The following is a 17,020-nucleotide window of genomic DNA, read 5'->3' on the forward strand; positions in this document are numbered from 1 at the left end:
CCACTCTTCCGATGGTTTGCCGCTCGCAGCTCGAGGCTTGATTTGATGGATATCGATCTACTCACCAACATTTTCTACGCCATGATCCGGACTGGCACGCCGCTGCTGCTGGTGGCGCTCGGCGAGCTGGTCTGTGAAAAGTCCGGCGTTCTCAATCTCGGCCAGGAAGGCATGATGCTGTTCGGCGCAGTGGCCGGATTCATCGCCGCTTTCGCCACCGGCAATCTCTGGCTCGGCGTGGTGTTTGCCTGCCTTGGCGGCATGCTGTTGTCGCAGCTGTTCGCACTGGTGGCGCTGGGCTTCAATGCCAACCAGGTAGCCACCGGACTGGCGCTGACCATCTTTGGCGTCGGCCTGTCCTCATTCATTGGCGCGGGCTGGGTCGGTAAACCACTGGCCGGTTTCGAGCCGATCGCGATCCCGCTGCTCAGCGATATCCCGCTGATCGGACGCATGCTGTTCGCTCAGGACTTGCTGGTCTATCTGTCATTCGCGCTGTTCGCACTGGTCGCCTGGGTGCTGCTGAAAAGCCGCGTCGGGCTGATCATCCAGGCGGTTGGCGAGAATCCCGATGCCGCCAGCGCCATGGGCCTGCCGGTGCTGCGGGTGCGTTCGCTGGCCGTGCTGTTCGGCGGTGCCATGGCAGGGCTGGCGGGAGGTTACCTGTCGCTCGCCTACACGCCGATGTGGGCGGAAAACATGACCGCAGGCCGTGGCTGGATCGCCCTGGCGCTGGTGGTCTTCGCCAGCTGGCGGGTGGGTCGCGTGCTGCTCGGCGCCTATCTGTTCGGCCTTGCCAGCATCCTGCATCTGGTCGCGCAGGGTATCGGTTTGTCGATTCCCGGCAACCTGTTGGCAATGCTGCCCTACGTGGCGACCATCATCGTACTGGTGCTGCTGTCGCGTGACGCCATCCGCACCCGCCTCTACGCGCCGGTGTCGCTGGGGCAACCGTGGAAAGCCGGTCATTGACCCGCGTGGAGAGCGGGTCCTACGGGCCCGCTCTCCATCTATTGCTAATACGTGGCACCAGCCCCTGCACCACAGCTCTCCCTATAGGCCGAGGCCCAGACGCCGCAGCAAGGCCTTTTCGATTTCCAGGATGACCAGTACCACCACCCCGGCCAGTACCACCACCATCCCCGTGGACAGCGATAACGCCTCGGAGGCGAACAGCGACTGCATGAACGGCGCATAGGTGAACAGCAGCTGCAAGGCGAATACGCCAAACACCGCGACCAGCACCCGCGGCGTGCCCTTCACGCCCTGCACTGTGAACGAAGGCGCCTTCAGGTAGCGCACGCTGAACAGATAGAACACTTCCATGCAGACCAGCGTGTTGACCGCCACAGTGCGCGCCGCCTCGACCGTCGCGCCCTGCGAGAGCATCCACTGGTACATGCCGAAGATGCCGGCCAGGAACAGCGCGGAAACGAAGAAGATTCGCCAGATGACGAATCGCGACAGCATCGGTTCGTCCGGCCGTCGCGGCGGACGCTGCATCACATCCGCCTCGGTCGGCTCAAAGGCCAGCACCATCGCCAGTGCCACCGAGCTGACCATGTTGACCCACAACACCTGCACAGGCGTGATCGGCAGGGCGATGCCGAGCAGCACAGCCAACAGCAACGAAAGCGACTCGCCGCCATTGATCGGCAGCAGGAAGGTCACGGTCTTGCGCAGATTGTCGTAAACGGTACGGCCTTCTTCCACGGCATGCGCAATCGAAGCGAAGTTGTCGTCCGCCAGTACGATGGCACCGGCCTGCTTGGCCGCCTCGGTGCCCTTCAACCCCATCGCCACACCGACATCGGCTTGCTTCAGCGCCGGCGCATCGTTGACGCCATCGCCGGTCATCGAGACCACTTCGCCGTTGGCCTGCAGTGCACGCACCAGCCGCAGCTTGTGTTCCGGGCTGGCGCGGGCGAACACGCGGGCTTCGGCCACAGCTTGGCGCATGGCCGCTTCGTCCATATGCTCCAATTCAGGTCCGGTAATCGCGTTGATGTCATCACCCATGCCGAGCTGTCTGGCAATGGCGCTGGCCGTCACGCCGTGATCGCCGGTGATCATCACCACCCGGATGCCGGCAGCGCGGCACTGCGCAACTGCGCGTATCGCCTCCTCGCGAGGTGGATCAATGATGGCGACCAGCCCCAGCAGGGTCAGCGCGTTGGCGACATCAGCGTGTTCAAGCATGTCCTTTCCGGCGGGCAGTTGCCGACGAGCGAGCGCCAGAACGCGGCGACCGGCTTGCGCCTGCGCCTCGACCTTCGCATGCCACAGGTCCAGTTCCAGCGGCCGCTCCTCGCCATCGGCCATCATCTGGTTGGCGCACATGGCCAGAATGCGCTCCGGTGCGCCCTTGACCAGCACCTCGCTGCCGCCATCAGTCGCGTGTAGCGTCGCCATGAAGCGGTGCTCGGACTCGAAGGGGATCACATCCAATCGCGGCCGATCGACATGCAGATTGGTCGGCGACAGCCCTGCTTTCATCGCCAGGGTCAGCAAGGCGCCCTCGGTGGGATCACCGGCCAGGGTCCACAGCTGGTCTTTCTCGTGCAGGCTGGCGTCGTTGCACAAAGCAGCTGCTTGCACCAGTGCGCTGACCGCCGGAGAACGCGCCAGCAACGCGGCCGGTTCGACTGCCGCGCCGTCGAGCAGGAGCGCACCTTCAGGCGCGTAACCGGCACCTTCGACTTCTAGTGACTGGCCGGCGCAGATCACCTCCTGCACCGTCATCTCGTTACGAGTGAGGGTGCCGGTCTTGTCGGAGCAGATCACCGTCACCGAACCCAGCGTTTCCACTGCGGGCAGTCGCCGAATCACCGCATTGCGGGTCGCCATCCGCTGCACGCCAATGGCAAGGGTGATGGTCATGATCGCCGGCAGCCCTTCCGGGATTGCCGCCACTGCGAGCCCCACCGCCGCAATGAACATTTCGCCGGCGCCCATGCCGCGTACCAGCGTCCCGAACAGGAACAGCAGCGCGCTGGTCGCAAGAATTACCATCGTCAGGATGCGGCCGAATTCCTCCATCTTGCGCAGCAGCGGCGTGGTGCCCTGCTCGACCGACTCCAGCATGCGACCGATGCGACCGATCTCCGTGGCCGCGCCGGTGGCGACGACCACGGCGCGGGCCTGCCCCTGCGTCACCAGCGTACCGGCGTAACCCATGCAGAGACGATCACCAATGGGCGCGTCATCGGCCACCGCATCGATCTGTTTGTCCACCGGAACGGACTCACCGGTGAGCGCTGCCTCGTCGATGCGCAGGTTGCGCGCCTGCAGCAACCGCACGTCCGCCGGCAGGCTGTCGCCCGAGGCCAGCAGCACTACGTCACCCGGCACCAGCTCGGCGGCATCGACGTCCTGTTGACGACCATCGCGCAGCACCACCGCATGTGGCGCCAGCAGGTGACGGATTGCCTGAAGGGCTTTTTCCGCCTTGCCCTCCTGCACGAAACCGATGGCGACGTTGAGCACCACCACCACCAGGATCACGAAGGTATCGACCCAGTGCCCCATCAGCCCGGTGACCAGCGCGGCGGCAATCAATACATAGAGCAGCACGTTGTTCAGATGGCGCAGCAGCCGTTGCAAGACGCTCGCGGGCTTGGCTTCATCGAGACGGTTCGGCCCGTAGCTGGCGAGCCGTTCCTTCACCTGATCGTGAGTCAGCCCTGCGGGCGACGCTTCAAGCTCACGCAACGCCTCATCAGCCTGACAGGCGTGCCAGCAGTTGGTTCGGGTTTGCTGTTCGGGCATGGGATCCCCCTTTGTCTTGATTCGCTGGTGCCGAATGCAGCAACGCAGGTGCTTCATGAGAGCCGAATAAGGATGACCATAGCTATCGCAGGGACATGCGTTGCAACACAGAGGCAGCGGTCAAATGTCGCAGCAGCGCCCCTCGGCGCAACCGCGCCACGCTATGCTTTCTTGCCCTACCCCCTACTTTAGGAGCTCTCATGCAGAAAACCGTGCTTATCGTTGGCGCATCCCGCGGTCTGGGCCTCGGACTGGCCAAACAATTTTCCAGCGAAGGCTGGCAGGTAATTGCCACGGTTCGCAATTCGCAACAGGCCGACGCGCTCAGCCAGATTCCGCAGGTGCGTGTTGAAACCCTGGAGATGACCGATACGGCCAGCATCGAAGCGTTGGCCGAGCGGTTGGAGGGTGCACGGCTGGATGTGCTGTTCGTCAACGCTGGCGTCGCCGGCCCGCAGAACAAGCCGGCCACCCAGGCGAGCGAAGCGGAAGTCGGTCAGCTGTTTTTCACCAATGCCGTCGCCCCGCTGCGCCTGGCCGAGCATCTGCTGCCACGGGTGGATGACAAACAAGGCGTTGTGGTGTTCATGAGCTCGATCCTCGGCAGCGTCGAGACCGGTCCAGGCATGGGCATGTCGCTCTACGGTGCAAGCAAGGCCGCGCTCAATCACATGACTCGCACGTTCGTGGCGGAGTTGGGCGAGACCGGGTTGACCGTGCTGTCGATGCACCCTGGTTGGGTAAAGACCGACATGGGCGGTGAGCAGGCGCCGCTGGACGTCGAGACCAGTGCGCGCGGCATGGTCGAGCAGGTCACCAAGGCGCTGGGCAGTGGCGGCCATCGGTATCTGGACTATCAGGGAACTCCGCTGCCCTGGTAAGGCCTGCAGACGCGACGCGGCCCTCTGCACCGGCACGCCTGGCAGCGGGCTCGGCGTCGCTTGAGCTCTGCCCTGGGCGCACTGACCTGGGGCACCGCATTCCATTCACGCACCACTTGCGCTCCTGCCTTACCCGCCGTCTGCCGCACTTGATCCCCTAGCGCCCGCTGTTTCGCCGATCTGTCCATCTGGTCAGCTTTTTGCAATTGGAGTGGCAGCCGCTACGGCTCTCGTCAGCACACACAGGAGCGTCATCCCTATGCATAAGAAATCACGGAGCACCCTGCTGCGCGGCCTTGCCGCCGCCATCGGCTTTACCACCGCACTGGCCGCCGGGGCAGCGATCGCGGCCGATCCGCTGAAGGTCGGTTTCGTGTACGTCGGCCCGATCGGCGACCATGGCTGGACCTACCAGCACGAGATGGGCCGCCAGCATCTGGAAAAGGAGCTTGGCGAGCAGGTCGAGACCACCTTCGTGGAAAACGTGGCCGAGGGCGCCGACGCCGAGCGGGTGATCCGCAACATGGCCAAGGGTGGCTATGACCTGATCTTCACCACGTCCTTCGGCTACATGAACCCGACGCTCAAGGTCGCCAAGCAATTCCCCAAGGTGACCTTCGAACACGCCACCGGCTATAAGCAGGCCAAGAACCTCGGTACTTACCTGTCGCGCTCTTATGAAGGCCGTTACGTCGGGGGCTTCCTCGCGGCAAAGATGACCAAGAGCAAGAAGATCGGCTACATCGCCTCGTTCCCGATTCCTGAAGTCATCCGCGACATCAACGCCATCCAACTGGCGCTGGACAAGTACAACCCCGGCACCGAAATCAAGGTGGTGTGGGTGAACTCCTGGTTCGATCCGGGCAAGGAAGCCGATGCCGCCAACGCACTGATCGACCAGGGCGTGGATGTGGTCTTGCAGCACACCGACAGCCCGGCACCGATCCAGGCGGCCGAGCGCCGAGGCGTCTATTCGGTCGGATACGCTTCGGACATGGCGCACTTCGGTCCGAAGGCGGTGCTGACGTCCATCGTCAACGACTGGGGCCCGCACTACAGCAAGTCGGCTAAAGCGGTTATCGACGGTAGCTGGAAGCCGCAGGATTTCTGGGGCGGGTTGGCTGAAGAAACCATCAGCCTGCCGATCAGCGACCTGGTGCCGGCTGAAGTGAAAACCGAGGCGGAACAGATCATCGCCAGTATCCGCAGCGGGGCGTTCCACCCGTTCACCGGCCCGATCAAGGATCAGTCTGGCACCGTGCGCATTGCCGAAGGCGCCACCGCCAGCAACGGTGATCTGGCATCGATGGATTACTACGTAAACGGCATCAGCGCCGAGCTGCCGAAGTAACACGATAGGCCACAGCATCAGCCGCGCCCTCAGAGGCGCGGCACCCGGAAATTGCCGTGCCGTCCCTCCTCCCGGAGAACCGCTGGCAGAGGGCTGAGCCCTACACGGCTGCCGGTACGAGAAGACCGCAGCGATCATTCCCGGAGTCACCCATGAGCACACCACTCCCCATTATCGACATCGCGCCGCTCTATGCCTCGGACGAGGACGGTTGGCACGAGGTCGCCCGACAGATCGACTCGGCCTGCCGTGACTGGGGCTTTTTCTATATCCGCAATCATCCGATCAGCGCTGAGCGTATCGGCCAGCTGAAGGATGCGGCCGAACAGTTCTTTGCGTTGCCGGTCGAGCAAAAGCTGCAGATCGACATCACAAAAAGCAAACACCACCGCGGTTACGGAGCGATCGCGACCGAACAACTCGATCCCGGCAAGCCCAGCGATCTGAAGGAGACCTTCGACATGGGTTTCCACATGCCGGCCGATCATCCGGACGTCCTGGCAGGCAAGCCGCTGCGCGGGCCAAATCGCCATCCCGATCTGGAAGGCTGGGAAGCGCTGTTCGAGCAGCACTATCGAGACATGCATGCGCTGGCTTGCACCCTCCTGCGCGCAGTGGCTAATGCGCTTGGCGTCGAGTCGGGCTTTTTCGATGAGCGCTTTGTCGAGCCGATCAGCGTGTTCCGCATGATCCACTATCCTCCACGCCAGACCGCAACGGCACCCGAGCAACAAGGGGCCGGCGCGCATACCGATTACGGCTGCATCACCCTGCTCTATCAGGACCAGGCTGGCGGCCTGCAAGTGCAGAATGTGCGCGGCGAATGGCTAGATGCGCCGCCGATTGAAGGCACCTTCGTGGTCAATATCGGCGACATGATGGCGCGCTGGAGCAACGACCGGTACAAGTCCACACCGCACCGGGTGATCAGCCCACTGGGCGTCGGCCGCTACTCCATGCCGTTCTTCGCCGAGCCGAATCCCGACACGATCATCAGTTGCCTGCCCGGTTGCCAGAGCGAAGGCCATCCGCCCAAGTACCCGGCCACGACCTGCAGCACCTACATGCTTTCGCGTTTTGCCGAGACCTATGCCTATCGGCGGGAGGCCTCAGCCGCAGCGACGTGAACTGCTCACACGCCCGAGGCGGAAAGCCCCTGTCCGTGTCAGCATCGCTGTACTAGAGGCGCACCAGGGAGAACGGGGGCGAATCGCTCGCCCCCCGCTCAACCCAACCTGACCATACTCAGCCGCGCAGAGGCGCCTTGCGAACCGGCGCGCCATTGGCCACGTAATAGGCGGCCGTGCTGCGCTGCAAAGGTTCACGTCCACGAATCCGGTCGGCGATCTTCTCGGCGATCATGATGGTGGTGGCGTTGAGGTTGCCGGTGATGATCTGCGGCATGATCGACGCATCCACCACGCGCAGGCCTTCCACGCCGTGGACACGCCCCTGACCGTCGACCACTGCCATCTCGTCCGTGCCCATCTTGCAGGAACAGGATGGGTGATAGGCGGTCTCGGCATGCTCGCGGACGAAAGCGTCCAGATCCGCATCACTCTGGGCTTCCACGCCCGGGCTCAATTCCTTGCCACGGAAGGGGTCGAGCGCTGGCTGATTGATGATCTCGCGCGTCAGGCGGATGCCATCGCGGAACTCCTGCCAGTCCTGATCATGTGCCATGTAGTTGAAGAGGATGCTTGGATCGACGTGAGGATCGGTCGAACGGATCTGAATCCGCCCGCGACTCGGTGAGCGCATCGAACCCACATGAGCCTGAAAGCTATGGCCGTCGTGGGCATTACTGCCGTTATAGCTGACCGCCACCGGCAGGAAGTGGAACTGGATGTTCGGCCATTCGAACGCCTCGCGACTACGAATGAAACCCCCGGCTTCGAACTGGTTGCTGGCACCGATACCGGAGCCGAGAAAAAGCCACTCGGCGCCAATGGCCGGCTGGTTCCACCATTTGAGGGCGGGATACAGCGAAACCGGCTGCTTGCACTCGTACTGCAGGTACATTTCCAGGTGATCCTGCAGATTCTGGCCGACGCCAGGCAAGTCGTGAACCACCTCGATACCGAGCCCCTTGAGCAACGACGCCGGACCAACGCCGGATCGCTGCAGCACTTGAGGTGAAGCAATAGCCCCGCCGCACAGCAACACTTCACGACGAGCCTGAGCGACGGTGGCTTGTTCGCCGCCACGCAGGTACTTCACACCTACAGCGCGCTTGTTCTCGAAGAGCACACGGTCGGTGACGGCATGGGTGACGATGGTCAGGTTCGGGCGGTCCTTGGCTTGGTCAAGGTAACCACGCGCCGTACTGGCGCGACGGCCATTAGGCGTGACAGTGCGGTCCATGGGCCCGAAGCCTTCCTGCTGGTAACCGTTGAGGTCCTCGGTCTGCGGATAGCCAGCCTGCACGCCCGCCTCGACCATCGCCTGGAACAGGACGTTGTTGCCGGCCTTGGGCGTCGTGACACTGACCGGGCCGTCTCCGCCGTGGTAGTCGTTGGCGCCAATGTCGCGGGTTTCAGCCTTGCGGAAGTACGGCAGGCAATCGAGATAGGACCAGTCCTCCAGACCCGGCATGGTCGCCCAGTTGTCGTAGTCCAGGGCGTTGCCACGGATGTAGCACATGCCGTTGATCAATGATGATCCGCCCAGGCCCTTGCCGCGTCCGCAATCCATGCGCCGATTGTTCATGTGGGGTTCTGGGTCGGTCTTGTAGGCCCAGTTGTAACGAGTGCCTTGCAGCGGATAAGCGAGTGCTGCCGGCATCTGAGTGCGGAAATCGAGGCGGTAGTCAGGCCCGCCCGCCTCCAGCAGCAGAACGCTGACATCCGCGTCCTCCGTCAGCCGTGCAGCCAGGGTATTACCCGCAGAGCCGGCACCAATGATGATGTAGTCGTATTCCATGAATCCTCCTGCCGCGTTGGCGAGCACCGCCCTACGCTCGCCTCGGCCTGCTCGCTTAGAAAACCGACGCGAAGTCGCCCAGTTCAACCTGTACCGATTTCAATCGCGTGTAATGCGACAAAGAGGAGATACCGTTTTCGCGGCCGATCCCGGACTGCTTGTAACCGCCGACGGGCATCTGTGCGGCTGACTCACCCCAGGTATTGATCCAGCAGATTCCGGCTTCCATCTGATGGATGATCCGATGCGCGCGCACCAGATCCCGCGTGACCACACCGGCGGCCAGACCGTAGTCGCTGTCGTTGGCACGACGCACGGCTTCGTCTTCGCCGTCGTAGGCCAGCAGGCTCAACACCGGGCCGAAGATCTCTTCACGGGCGATGATCATGTCATCGGTGCAGTCGCTGAAGATGGTCGGCTCGATGTAGGCGCCACGGCCGAAATCGCCGCTGGTGGCGCGTTCACCACCACAGAGCAGGCGCGCACCTTGCGACTTGCCCTTGGCGATATAGCCGAGCACGTTCTGCATGTGGGCGAAGCTGACCATGGGGCCGAATGTGGTCTGCTCGTCCTGCGGGTCGCCCATGCGGATGCGCTTGACCCGCTCGAGCAGCTTCGCTTCGAACTCGCTCAACAGCGAGCGCGGCACGAAAACGCGGGTGCCGTTAGTGCAGACCTGACCAGAGCTGAAGAAGTTGGCCATGACGGCGATATCCGCGGCGCGATCCAGATCGGCGTCATCGCAGACAATCAACGGCGACTTGCCGCCCAGCTCCATGGTCACGTCCTTGAGTGAAGAGCTGGCGGCGCTGGCCATGACCTTCTTGCCAGTCGCGACACCGCCGGTAAAGGACACCTTGGCTATGCGCGGATGCTCGGTGAGCAAGGCGCCGATTTCGGCACCGGTGCCGGTCAGCACGTTGAACACACCCGCAGGCAAGCCGGCTTCGGTAAAGATTTCGGCGAGCTTCAACGCGCTCAGCGAAGTGACTTCGCTCGGCTTGAAGATCATCGCATTGCCCGCGGCCAGTGCCGGGGCGGCCTTCCAAAGGGCGATCTGGATCGGGTAGTTCCACGCGCCGATCCCCGCGACCACGCCCAGCGGCTCACGGCGGGTATAGACGAAGCTGGTGTCGCGCAACGGGATCTGCTCGCCTTCGATGGCCGGCGCCAGGCCTGCGTAGTACTCGAGCACATCGGCGCCGGTGACGATATCGACGCTGCGGGTTTCCATCAGTGGCTTGCCGGTGTCGAGGGTTTCCAGCAACGCCAGCTCATCATTGCGCTCGCGAAGAATGTCGACCGCTTTGCGCAGCACCCGCGAGCGCTCCATGCCTGTCAGTGCGGCCCAGACCTTCTGGCCTTTCTCCGCGCTGACAACCGCTCGCTCAAGGTCAGCACGCGATGCCTGGGCCACTTCGGCAAGGACTTCGCCGTTGGCCGGATTGATGCTCTCGAACACCTGTCCACCGCTGGCCTCGACATAGGTGCCATCGATATAGAGTTGTTGCCGTGGATAACGGGCCATGATTTACCTCTTCGAATGTCCGAGTGGCAACGGCCGGATAAGCCGCTGCCACGTTTCAGATGTCCAGGACGAACCTGTAGGTTCGCCGTGATCGCGGTCAGGTGGCGCTTGTGGTACCGGGTTCGGACGAGCCGTCCGCCAGGCTGCCTTTCTCGCGCTGCAGATGCAGGAACTGCATGTGGTGCTCGTAGTGATCGAGGATGTCTTCGATCAGCTGACGCTTCGAGTAGCCCATCAGGTCGTAACCCAGGCTGCCCTGACGCAGGTGTACCTCAAGCCGGTAATAGTGCGCACTGCTGCTGGAGGTGCGCACCGCAAACGACGGCATGGAGCTGCGAACGGGCCAGATCTGGTAGGTGAAGTCCATTTCGCTGCCGAGATTCACGTTGAGGATCAGGTGCTCGTTGCCGGGCTCGCCTTCGACGATCTCCACCGGCACGCCCTTCTCGCCGAGTGCCTTCTGGATTTCTTCCATCGCCGGCCGGCATGTCTCCTTGAGGTAGCGGCGAATTTGCGACTGGCTCGGGAAGCTCATCGCCCGCGAGAGTCGCTGACTCCAGTTCATGTGGGCATGCTCGAGCGTCGCGCGGCCGGACAGCTGGCCGGAGAGGCTCTTCTGGTAACTGTCCGCCATCACGCCTTCAACGTGCAGCGCCTTGAACAGGCCGACCATCATGAACAGAAGCACAATGGAGAACGGCAGGCCCATGATCACCACGGTGCCTTGCAGTGCGCTCAGCCCGCCGGCAATCAGCAGCGCCAGGGTCAGCACGCCGATGATCGCGGCCCAGAGTATGCGCATCCAGACCGGCGCATCGCTGTTCGCGTCCCGGAGAATCGAGGTGAAGTTGGACAGCACCAGCGAACCCGAGTCCCCCGAGGTCACAAAGAACACAATCGCGAGCACGGTGGCGACCGATGTCGTCAGGCCAGCCCAGGGCAAGCTCTGCAGAAACAGGTAGATCGAGGAGCCAGGATTGCTGACAGCCTGCGCGCCAAACTCGACGGCACCGTTCATGACCAGGTCGATGGCGCTGTTACCCATGATCGACATCCACGCCATCATGAAGGCCAGCGGCAGCAGCAACGTGCCAACCACGAATTCACGGATGGTACGGCCTCGCGAGATGCGCGCCAGGAACAGGCCTACGAACGGCCCCCACGCGATCCACCAGGCCCAGAAGAATACCGTCCAGGCATTCAGCCAGTCGGTCGGCTGGTCGTAGGCATAGGTGTCGAACGACAGGCTGATGAAGTTGGAAAAGTAGTCGCCGATGTTCATCACCAGCGCGTTGAGCAGGAAGGTGGTCTTGCCGGCGAACAACACGAACAGCAGCAGCAATACCGCGAGCAGCATGTTGAATTCGGAGAGTCGGCGGATGCCCCGCTCCACCCCGGTCGCCGCCGATATCGCTGAAAACACGACAATCAGCACGACCAGCACTGACTGGGTCAGCGTGCTTTCAGGCACCCCGAAAATGTAGTTCAGGCCGAAATTGAGCTGAATGATGCCAATGCCCAGGCTCGTGGCGATACCAAACACCGTGCCCAACACGGCGGCCGTGTCGACTGTATGCCCGATGGGTCCGTAAATGCCTTTGCCAAAGATGGGGTACAGCGACGAGCGGATCGAAAGAGGAAGCCCTTGGCGGAAGCTGAAGTAGGCCAGCGACATGCCCACAAGGGTATAGACGCCCCAACCAGACAGCCCCCAGTGCAGGAAGGTCAGCTCCATCGCGTGCCGGGCCGCCTGCGCGGTGCCGCCTACGCCTACCGGCGGCTCCAGATATTGGGTGATGGGTTCAGCGATACAGAAGAACAGCAAGTCGATGCCGATACCGGCGGAGAACAACATCGCCGCCCAGGTCACGACATTGAATTCCGGTTTCGAATGGTCAGGCCCGAGCCTGATCTTGCCGTAACGCGAGGTCGCAATGACGATTACGAACAGCAAGTACACCAGCACGGCCAGGAAGTAGAACCAGCCAAAGGTGTTCGAAATCCAGCCTAAAACGGTATTAATGACCGTCAGGGAAGGCTCCGTGAAGAACATCGTCCAGATCGCAAACACTACGATGGCTACCGCCGAACTGTAGAAAACGACCGGGTTGATGCGATCCCGTGTTGAGTCGGTGTGATTGGGTGAGAGCTCAGCCTCGTTCATCAGTTCTATCTCCGGAACTTGTTCTGGCTTTTAGGACATCGCGAAGCGACGAATGCGGCTGCCACGTTTCGCGACTGCCAAAGCGGCTGCACTGCTGCTGCCTTATGCGGGCGACGTCAGGGGCGACGCGCCAAAACCGCCGTATAGCTCTGGCGAGCACGGCGCTGGAAAGGGGTAAAGCGTAGAGCCGTAAAACAAACCTAGCCTATGTTCGAAAAAGGGCGCGCATCCTACACGATTTCTCCAAACGCCGCATGACTCGGCCGCCTCCGCGCGAGGGAAGTTCGACTCTTAAAGGACGCATCTGCGGGGTCTAGCGCTGATTGGATCGATGTTGAATTCCGGGTGCATGACGCGAGCCGTTACCGCAACGAGTAAGATGGCAGGCTCCGCGCCTGGATGGTCAGCATGTCCTACTCCGTTTCCCCAATCGGCTTCGTGCACTCCTGTTTCAAAGAGAAGTTCGCAATTCCGCGCCAGCCGCAGTTGGCACCGGCTGCTCGCGGCGTGCTGGAGCTGGTCGCACCGTTCGACCAGTCCCACGCGCTGGAGGGGCTGGAACAGGTGAGCCATGTCTGGCTACTGTTTCTTTTTCATCAGGCGCTGGAGGCTGAACCCCGGCTACGGGTGCGACCGCCACGTCTGGGCGGCAATCGGATGGTTGGCGTTTTCGCCACGCGCGCGACGCACCGGCCCAACGGCATAGGGCAGTCGGTGGTAAAGCTCGACCGGATCGAGCCAGGACGCCTTCATCTATCAGGGATCGATCTGCTCGATGGGACGCCCGTACTGGACATAAAGCCTTACGTTCCCTACGCCGACGTGGTCAGCGATGCGCGCAACGGTCTGGCCGAGGACGCGCCCCACCTCATCGCCGTGCACTGGACCGAATCCAGCCTGCAGCAAGTACAGAGCGAAGCGGCAAGGCTGGGCGAACCTCTGCAAGCCCTGATCGAGCAATGCCTGGCGCAAGACCCGAGACCGGCCTACCAGACCCCGGCTCCGGACCGCCGTTACGGTACTCGTCTCTGGGACGTTGAAGTTCGCTGGCATTACCCCGACCCGTCGAACATAACTGTATTGGAAGTGACACAAGCGGCCAGCTAGGCTGAGTGAACCCGCGCAGAACCGCTCAGGGACGCCCTGCGTAGCGGCTCGAGCAGCTGCCCCTCCAGCCCGGCGCACACGACAGGTGACCGTCATGCCCACATTCGTCGGTATTTACATTTATCCCGACGTCGAGGTGCTCGACTTTACCGGGCCCTACGAGGTGTTCAGCACCGCGACGCGATTGGCGTTGCGCGACGGTCAGCCACCGCCCTTCTCGACCTCGACCATCGCTGCACGCAAGGGCCTGGTTCGCGCCAGGGCTGGGCTGGTGGTGCAACCCAACTACAACTTTGCCAACCATCCACCCATCGATCTGTTGATCATTCCGGGTGGCGTGGTTACGAGCGAACTGGAAAACCCCGAAGTGGTGCGGTGGATCGAGAAAGCTGCCGCGCAGGCCGGACTCACCGCGTCGGTATGCACCGGCGCCTTCCTGCTGGCGAAAGCCAACGTGCTGTACGCGCACAAGGTGACCACGCACTGGGAAGACATCGGTGAGCTGAAAACGATGTTTCCGTTGCTGAAGGTGGTAGAAGGCTGCCGCTGGGTGGACACCGGCCGCTACGTGACGTCGGCCGGCATCTCTGCCGGTATCGACATGAGCCTGCATCTGGTCGAGCGAATCGCTGGCCGAGAGCTGGCCGAAGCCACCGCCCGGGAGATGGATTTCGATTGGCGTCAAAACAACTGACCCGCAGCGACGCCCCATCGTCCGCGGGTCTTTACACTACTTGGGCGCCGGCGTGAGCAGCAGCCGCTGGGTGCCGTAGACCTTGTCCAGGTTTTCGGATTTGAACGGGAAGCTCATGTAGCCGCCCTTCAACCAGGCATCGATGCCGTCTGCGTAGTGAGGGCTGGCCGGGTTGCCGGACTGACCCGTACTGTTGAGGCCGATCATGGGCTCGTCACGACCGAAGTCGACAATGATCCGCATCGCCGGAATCAGCCAGGTATCGAAATCGTCGCCCCAGCGATAGGCCGACACGTTCAATGTGCTGTGATCACCGCCGGCCGGGACCGGGCCACGATCCAGATAGCCGCTGATCGCGTTGATGCCGGCGCGCTGGCTGGTCGACATGTAGGGCGCCAGCTGCGTAGTGCCGGTCTTCCAGGTGTAGGTATGCAGCTGCCCCCATTGCCATGCATTCCGGTCAGTACCCAGGGCAGCTTCAATACGAACGACCGAAGCGGCAAGCGAGCGCGCCAGAATGGCAGGCTTGTCTTCTTTGCCCGGGGTACCGATGTCGTCCCAGAAAGGGCTGTCGTCGCGGCCGAGCAGATGATCCGCCTGCGCCGAATAGGAGGCGTTTGCGGTTTCGACCAGCGCCTTCCATGCAGCACTGCTGTCCGGCCCTAGCTCGTCGAGAAAGGTCAGGCGCGCCGTTTCCATCAGGAACGTTTCATACAGCGCGGCGTCCGCCGAGCCGGCGGCCAGCTTGCCATCGAAGCGCAAAAGTGTCGAAAGCGCCTCACGTGCTCGGCGCCGATCCGGCTCGCCCAGTGCGTCGATGGAGGCTTTCAGCGGCTCTGCCATTCCCGGTGCCTGCAGCATGGTCTGCAGCTTGGCAGCAAAGGTCGTGGTCTGATCGTATTGCATCGCGATCACGCTGCGAGTGTCCTGCTTGCCTTGCCCAAGCAGCGCGGCCATGCGCTCGGCACGATCCGGGTAGTACCAGGAATTGGAGAGCTGCATGCCGTAGCCCTTGGGCACGGTGCGCTGATTGGCAGTACCCAGCCAGCCCTGCACCGGGTCCTGGTCGTAGGGATGCAACATCGGATCAGCATAACCATCCCAGTCATAACGCCCTTCCCAACCGGGCGACGGGACCAGGCCCAAGCCCTCGCGACGGTTGGGATAGCGCCCGGTGACCTGCCAGCCGGTACTTTGCTGGTCAGCAAACACAATGTTCAGCGCCATGGCACGGATGTCACGAGTCGCCTCGAACGCCTGATCAACGGATTGCGCACGGGTCAGGTCGAAAAATGCGTCCAGCGACTGATCCGCTTCGAACTGGTTGGTTTTCAGGGCCAGCCCGTAGCCACTGCTCAACTGCAGCGGCTGCAACGGGTGCTTGCGCTCGCCTAGAGCGCTGTTGAGCAGCGGGCCGTTGCGTGTCTCATAGATCGTTTCACGGACTGGGCGTGCGCCCTTGATAAAGAAGGTCTCGTTTCGCTCGCGCGCCGGCACCCACTTGCCATCGGCCAGGTAAAGCAAGCGGCCGCCCTCACGCCGCACCTGCTCGAGAAACAGATCCTGGGTATCGCCCATGACCATGGTCATGCCCCAACCCAGCTTGCCGTTGAAGCCTGCGACAACCGCAGGCACGCCGGCGATCGTCACGCCTGCAGCCTGGAATTTCGGCGAGCGAATCTGCACGAAGTTCCAGTACGACGGCATCGACAGCGGCAGGTGAGTGTCGTTGGCCAGGATCGGTTTGCCACTGCGCGTATTGCTGCCGGAAACGGCCCAGTTATTCGAAGCGGCAACGCCCAGCATGTTGAGCGATGCCACTTGAGTGGCAGCGCTATCGAGCGCTGCAAGCCCAGCGATAGCGCCACTGAGCTTCAAGCCTTTGAGCTTGTCGACTTCCTCGAATGGCAACGCCTCATCCGGATAGGTGGGCAGCAGCCAGGCGACCTTATCCGCACCGACTTTCTGCGCCATGACCAGCGATGCGATTTCTTCCTGAAGATTAACCGCCAGGCCGAAGTTCAACAGACAGAACACCAGCGCCGAATCTTCAGCCTTCCAGTATTCGGGGGTATAGCCCGTGGCGGCCAGATCCATCGGCAACTTGTCGCGATGGCGGAACAAGTAGGCGTTAACGCCCCTGGCATACACCTCGAAGAAGCGTTTCATCCGAGGCGAGCTGTCCCGGTACAGCCCCGCTGCGCTCTGCCGAAGATTCACGGCACGCATGAAGCGGTCTACTTCAAGCACGCCGGGGCCGGCCATTTCAGCCAGGCGCCCTTCGGCCATAAGCCGCATGTTGACCATCTGGCTCAGGCGGTCGGTGGCATGCACATAACCCAACCCGAACAGCGCGTCGTGAAAGTTCGCCGTTTCGATCAACGGCATTCCCAACGTATTGCGACGGATGCTCACACTCTTGTCCAGACCGGTAATCGCCTGGACGCCACTAGCAGGCGGCAAGCTGTCGCTATAGCGACTGTCCAGATAGGCCTGGCAGCCGCTGAGGGCTCCACCTACAAGTGCGGCGCCCAAGAACAGGCGAACCAGAGAAAACGGCAGACGCAATGGCATCAACGGCTCCTTGCAGGCAGGGCAGTACGAG

11 protein-coding genes are annotated in these 17,020 nt (G+C 62.4%); 6 read left to right on the forward strand and 5 right to left on the reverse strand.

The features are described 5' to 3' along the window. The first annotated feature begins 45 nt into the window (after nucleotides 1-45). A complete protein-coding gene (locus ALTERO38_RS12225) occupies nucleotides 46-972 on the forward strand; it encodes an ABC transporter permease (RefSeq protein ID WP_159968558.1) in 927 nt (308 codons plus the stop codon). Between the two features lie 81 nt (nucleotides 973-1,053). On the opposite strand, the gene ALTERO38_RS12230 is transcribed toward ALTERO38_RS12225, so the two are convergent. Further along, a complete protein-coding gene (locus ALTERO38_RS12230) occupies nucleotides 1,054-3,768 on the reverse strand; it encodes a cation-transporting P-type ATPase (RefSeq protein WP_159968559.1) in 2,715 nt (904 codons plus the stop codon). 200 nt (nucleotides 3,769-3,968) lie between these two features. Here ALTERO38_RS12230 and ALTERO38_RS12235 point away from each other — a divergent pair, with 200 nt between their 5' ends. The 3 genes from ALTERO38_RS12235 (at nucleotide 3,969) to ALTERO38_RS12245 (ending at nucleotide 7,127) form a co-directional block, all read left to right on the forward strand. After that, nucleotides 3,969-4,649 carry an SDR family oxidoreductase gene (locus tag ALTERO38_RS12235; protein WP_159968560.1) on the forward strand — a complete coding sequence of 227 codons (681 nt, stop codon included), beginning with the start codon at nucleotides 3,969-3,971 and terminating at the stop codon, nucleotides 4,647-4,649. A 259-nt stretch (nucleotides 4,650-4,908) separates the two neighbouring features. Next, nucleotides 4,909-6,000: a BMP family ABC transporter substrate-binding protein gene (locus ALTERO38_RS12240; protein WP_159968561.1), complete on the forward strand. Its 1,092-nt coding sequence runs from the start codon at nucleotides 4,909-4,911 to the stop codon at nucleotides 5,998-6,000. 152 nt (nucleotides 6,001-6,152) lie between these two features. Continuing rightward, nucleotides 6,153-7,127, forward strand: a complete 975-nt coding sequence (locus ALTERO38_RS12245) for a 2-oxoglutarate and iron-dependent oxygenase domain-containing protein (protein ID WP_159968562.1) — start codon at nucleotides 6,153-6,155, stop codon at nucleotides 7,125-7,127. A 118-nt stretch (nucleotides 7,128-7,245) separates the two neighbouring features. Here the strand turns inward: ALTERO38_RS12245 and betA are convergent, their stop codons facing one another. From betA to betT, 3 genes are all read right to left on the reverse strand, one after another. Next, complete coding sequence (betA, locus tag ALTERO38_RS12250) at nucleotides 7,246-8,922, reverse strand: choline dehydrogenase (RefSeq protein WP_159968563.1); 1,677 nt, start codon at nucleotides 8,920-8,922, stop codon at nucleotides 7,246-7,248. 55 nt (nucleotides 8,923-8,977) lie between these two features. Continuing rightward, the gene (gene betB / locus ALTERO38_RS12255) at nucleotides 8,978-10,450 is read right to left on the reverse strand and encodes a betaine-aldehyde dehydrogenase (RefSeq protein WP_159968564.1); all 1,473 of its coding nucleotides are present in this window, start codon (nucleotides 10,448-10,450) and stop codon (nucleotides 8,978-8,980) included. A gap of 97 nt (nucleotides 10,451-10,547) precedes the next feature. After that, on the reverse strand, nucleotides 10,548-12,614 hold the full coding sequence (betT, locus tag ALTERO38_RS12260; protein ID WP_159968565.1) for a choline BCCT transporter BetT: 2,067 nt from the start codon (nucleotides 12,612-12,614) through the stop codon (nucleotides 10,548-10,550). A 408-nt stretch (nucleotides 12,615-13,022) separates the two neighbouring features. On the opposite strand from betT, the gene tsaA reads away from it, so the two are divergent. Both tsaA and ALTERO38_RS12270 read left to right on the forward strand, forming a co-directional pair. Next, nucleotides 13,023-13,721 carry a tRNA (N6-threonylcarbamoyladenosine(37)-N6)-methyltransferase TrmO gene (gene tsaA / locus ALTERO38_RS12265; RefSeq protein WP_159968566.1) on the forward strand — a complete coding sequence of 233 codons (699 nt, stop codon included), beginning with the start codon at nucleotides 13,023-13,025 and terminating at the stop codon, nucleotides 13,719-13,721. 94 nt (nucleotides 13,722-13,815) lie between these two features. Next, nucleotides 13,816-14,415: a DJ-1/PfpI family protein gene (locus ALTERO38_RS12270; RefSeq protein WP_159968567.1), complete on the forward strand. Its 600-nt coding sequence runs from the start codon at nucleotides 13,816-13,818 to the stop codon at nucleotides 14,413-14,415. A gap of 36 nt (nucleotides 14,416-14,451) precedes the next feature. Here the strand turns inward: ALTERO38_RS12270 and ALTERO38_RS12275 are convergent, their stop codons facing one another. After that, nucleotides 14,452-16,989, reverse strand: coding sequence for a penicillin acylase family protein (locus ALTERO38_RS12275; RefSeq protein ID WP_159968568.1), 2,538 nt, complete (start codon nucleotides 16,987-16,989; stop codon nucleotides 14,452-14,454). Nucleotides 16,990-17,020: the final 31 nt, after the last annotated feature.

This window comes from Pseudomonas sp. 9Ag (assembly GCF_902506445.1).
Taxonomy (GTDB): domain Bacteria; phylum Pseudomonadota; class Gammaproteobacteria; order Pseudomonadales; family Pseudomonadaceae; genus Stutzerimonas; species Stutzerimonas stutzeri_AB.

Coding starts and splice junctions, on each gene's coding strand:
- betA (WP_159968563.1), bottom strand. CDS start 8,922: ATGGAATACGACTACATCATCATTGGTGCCGGCTCTGCGGGTAATACC.
- ALTERO38_RS12240 (WP_159968561.1), top strand. CDS start 4,909: ATGCATAAGAAATCACGGAGCACCCTGCTGCGCGGCCTTGCCGCCGCC.
- betT (WP_159968565.1), bottom strand. CDS start 12,614: ATGAACGAGGCTGAGCTCTCACCCAATCACACCGACTCAACACGGGAT.
- tsaA (WP_159968566.1), top strand. CDS start 13,023: ATGTCCTACTCCGTTTCCCCAATCGGCTTCGTGCACTCCTGTTTCAAA.
- ALTERO38_RS12270 (WP_159968567.1), top strand. CDS start 13,816: ATGCCCACATTCGTCGGTATTTACATTTATCCCGACGTCGAGGTGCTC.
- ALTERO38_RS12235 (WP_159968560.1), top strand. CDS start 3,969: ATGCAGAAAACCGTGCTTATCGTTGGCGCATCCCGCGGTCTGGGCCTC.
- ALTERO38_RS12230 (WP_159968559.1), bottom strand. CDS start 3,768: ATGCCCGAACAGCAAACCCGAACCAACTGCTGGCACGCCTGTCAGGCT.
- ALTERO38_RS12245 (WP_159968562.1), top strand. CDS start 6,153: ATGAGCACACCACTCCCCATTATCGACATCGCGCCGCTCTATGCCTCG.
- ALTERO38_RS12275 (WP_159968568.1), bottom strand. CDS start 16,989: ATGCCATTGCGTCTGCCGTTTTCTCTGGTTCGCCTGTTCTTGGGCGCC.
- ALTERO38_RS12225 (WP_159968558.1), top strand. CDS start 46: ATGGATATCGATCTACTCACCAACATTTTCTACGCCATGATCCGGACT.
- betB (WP_159968564.1), bottom strand. CDS start 10,450: ATGGCCCGTTATCCACGGCAACAACTCTATATCGATGGCACCTATGTC.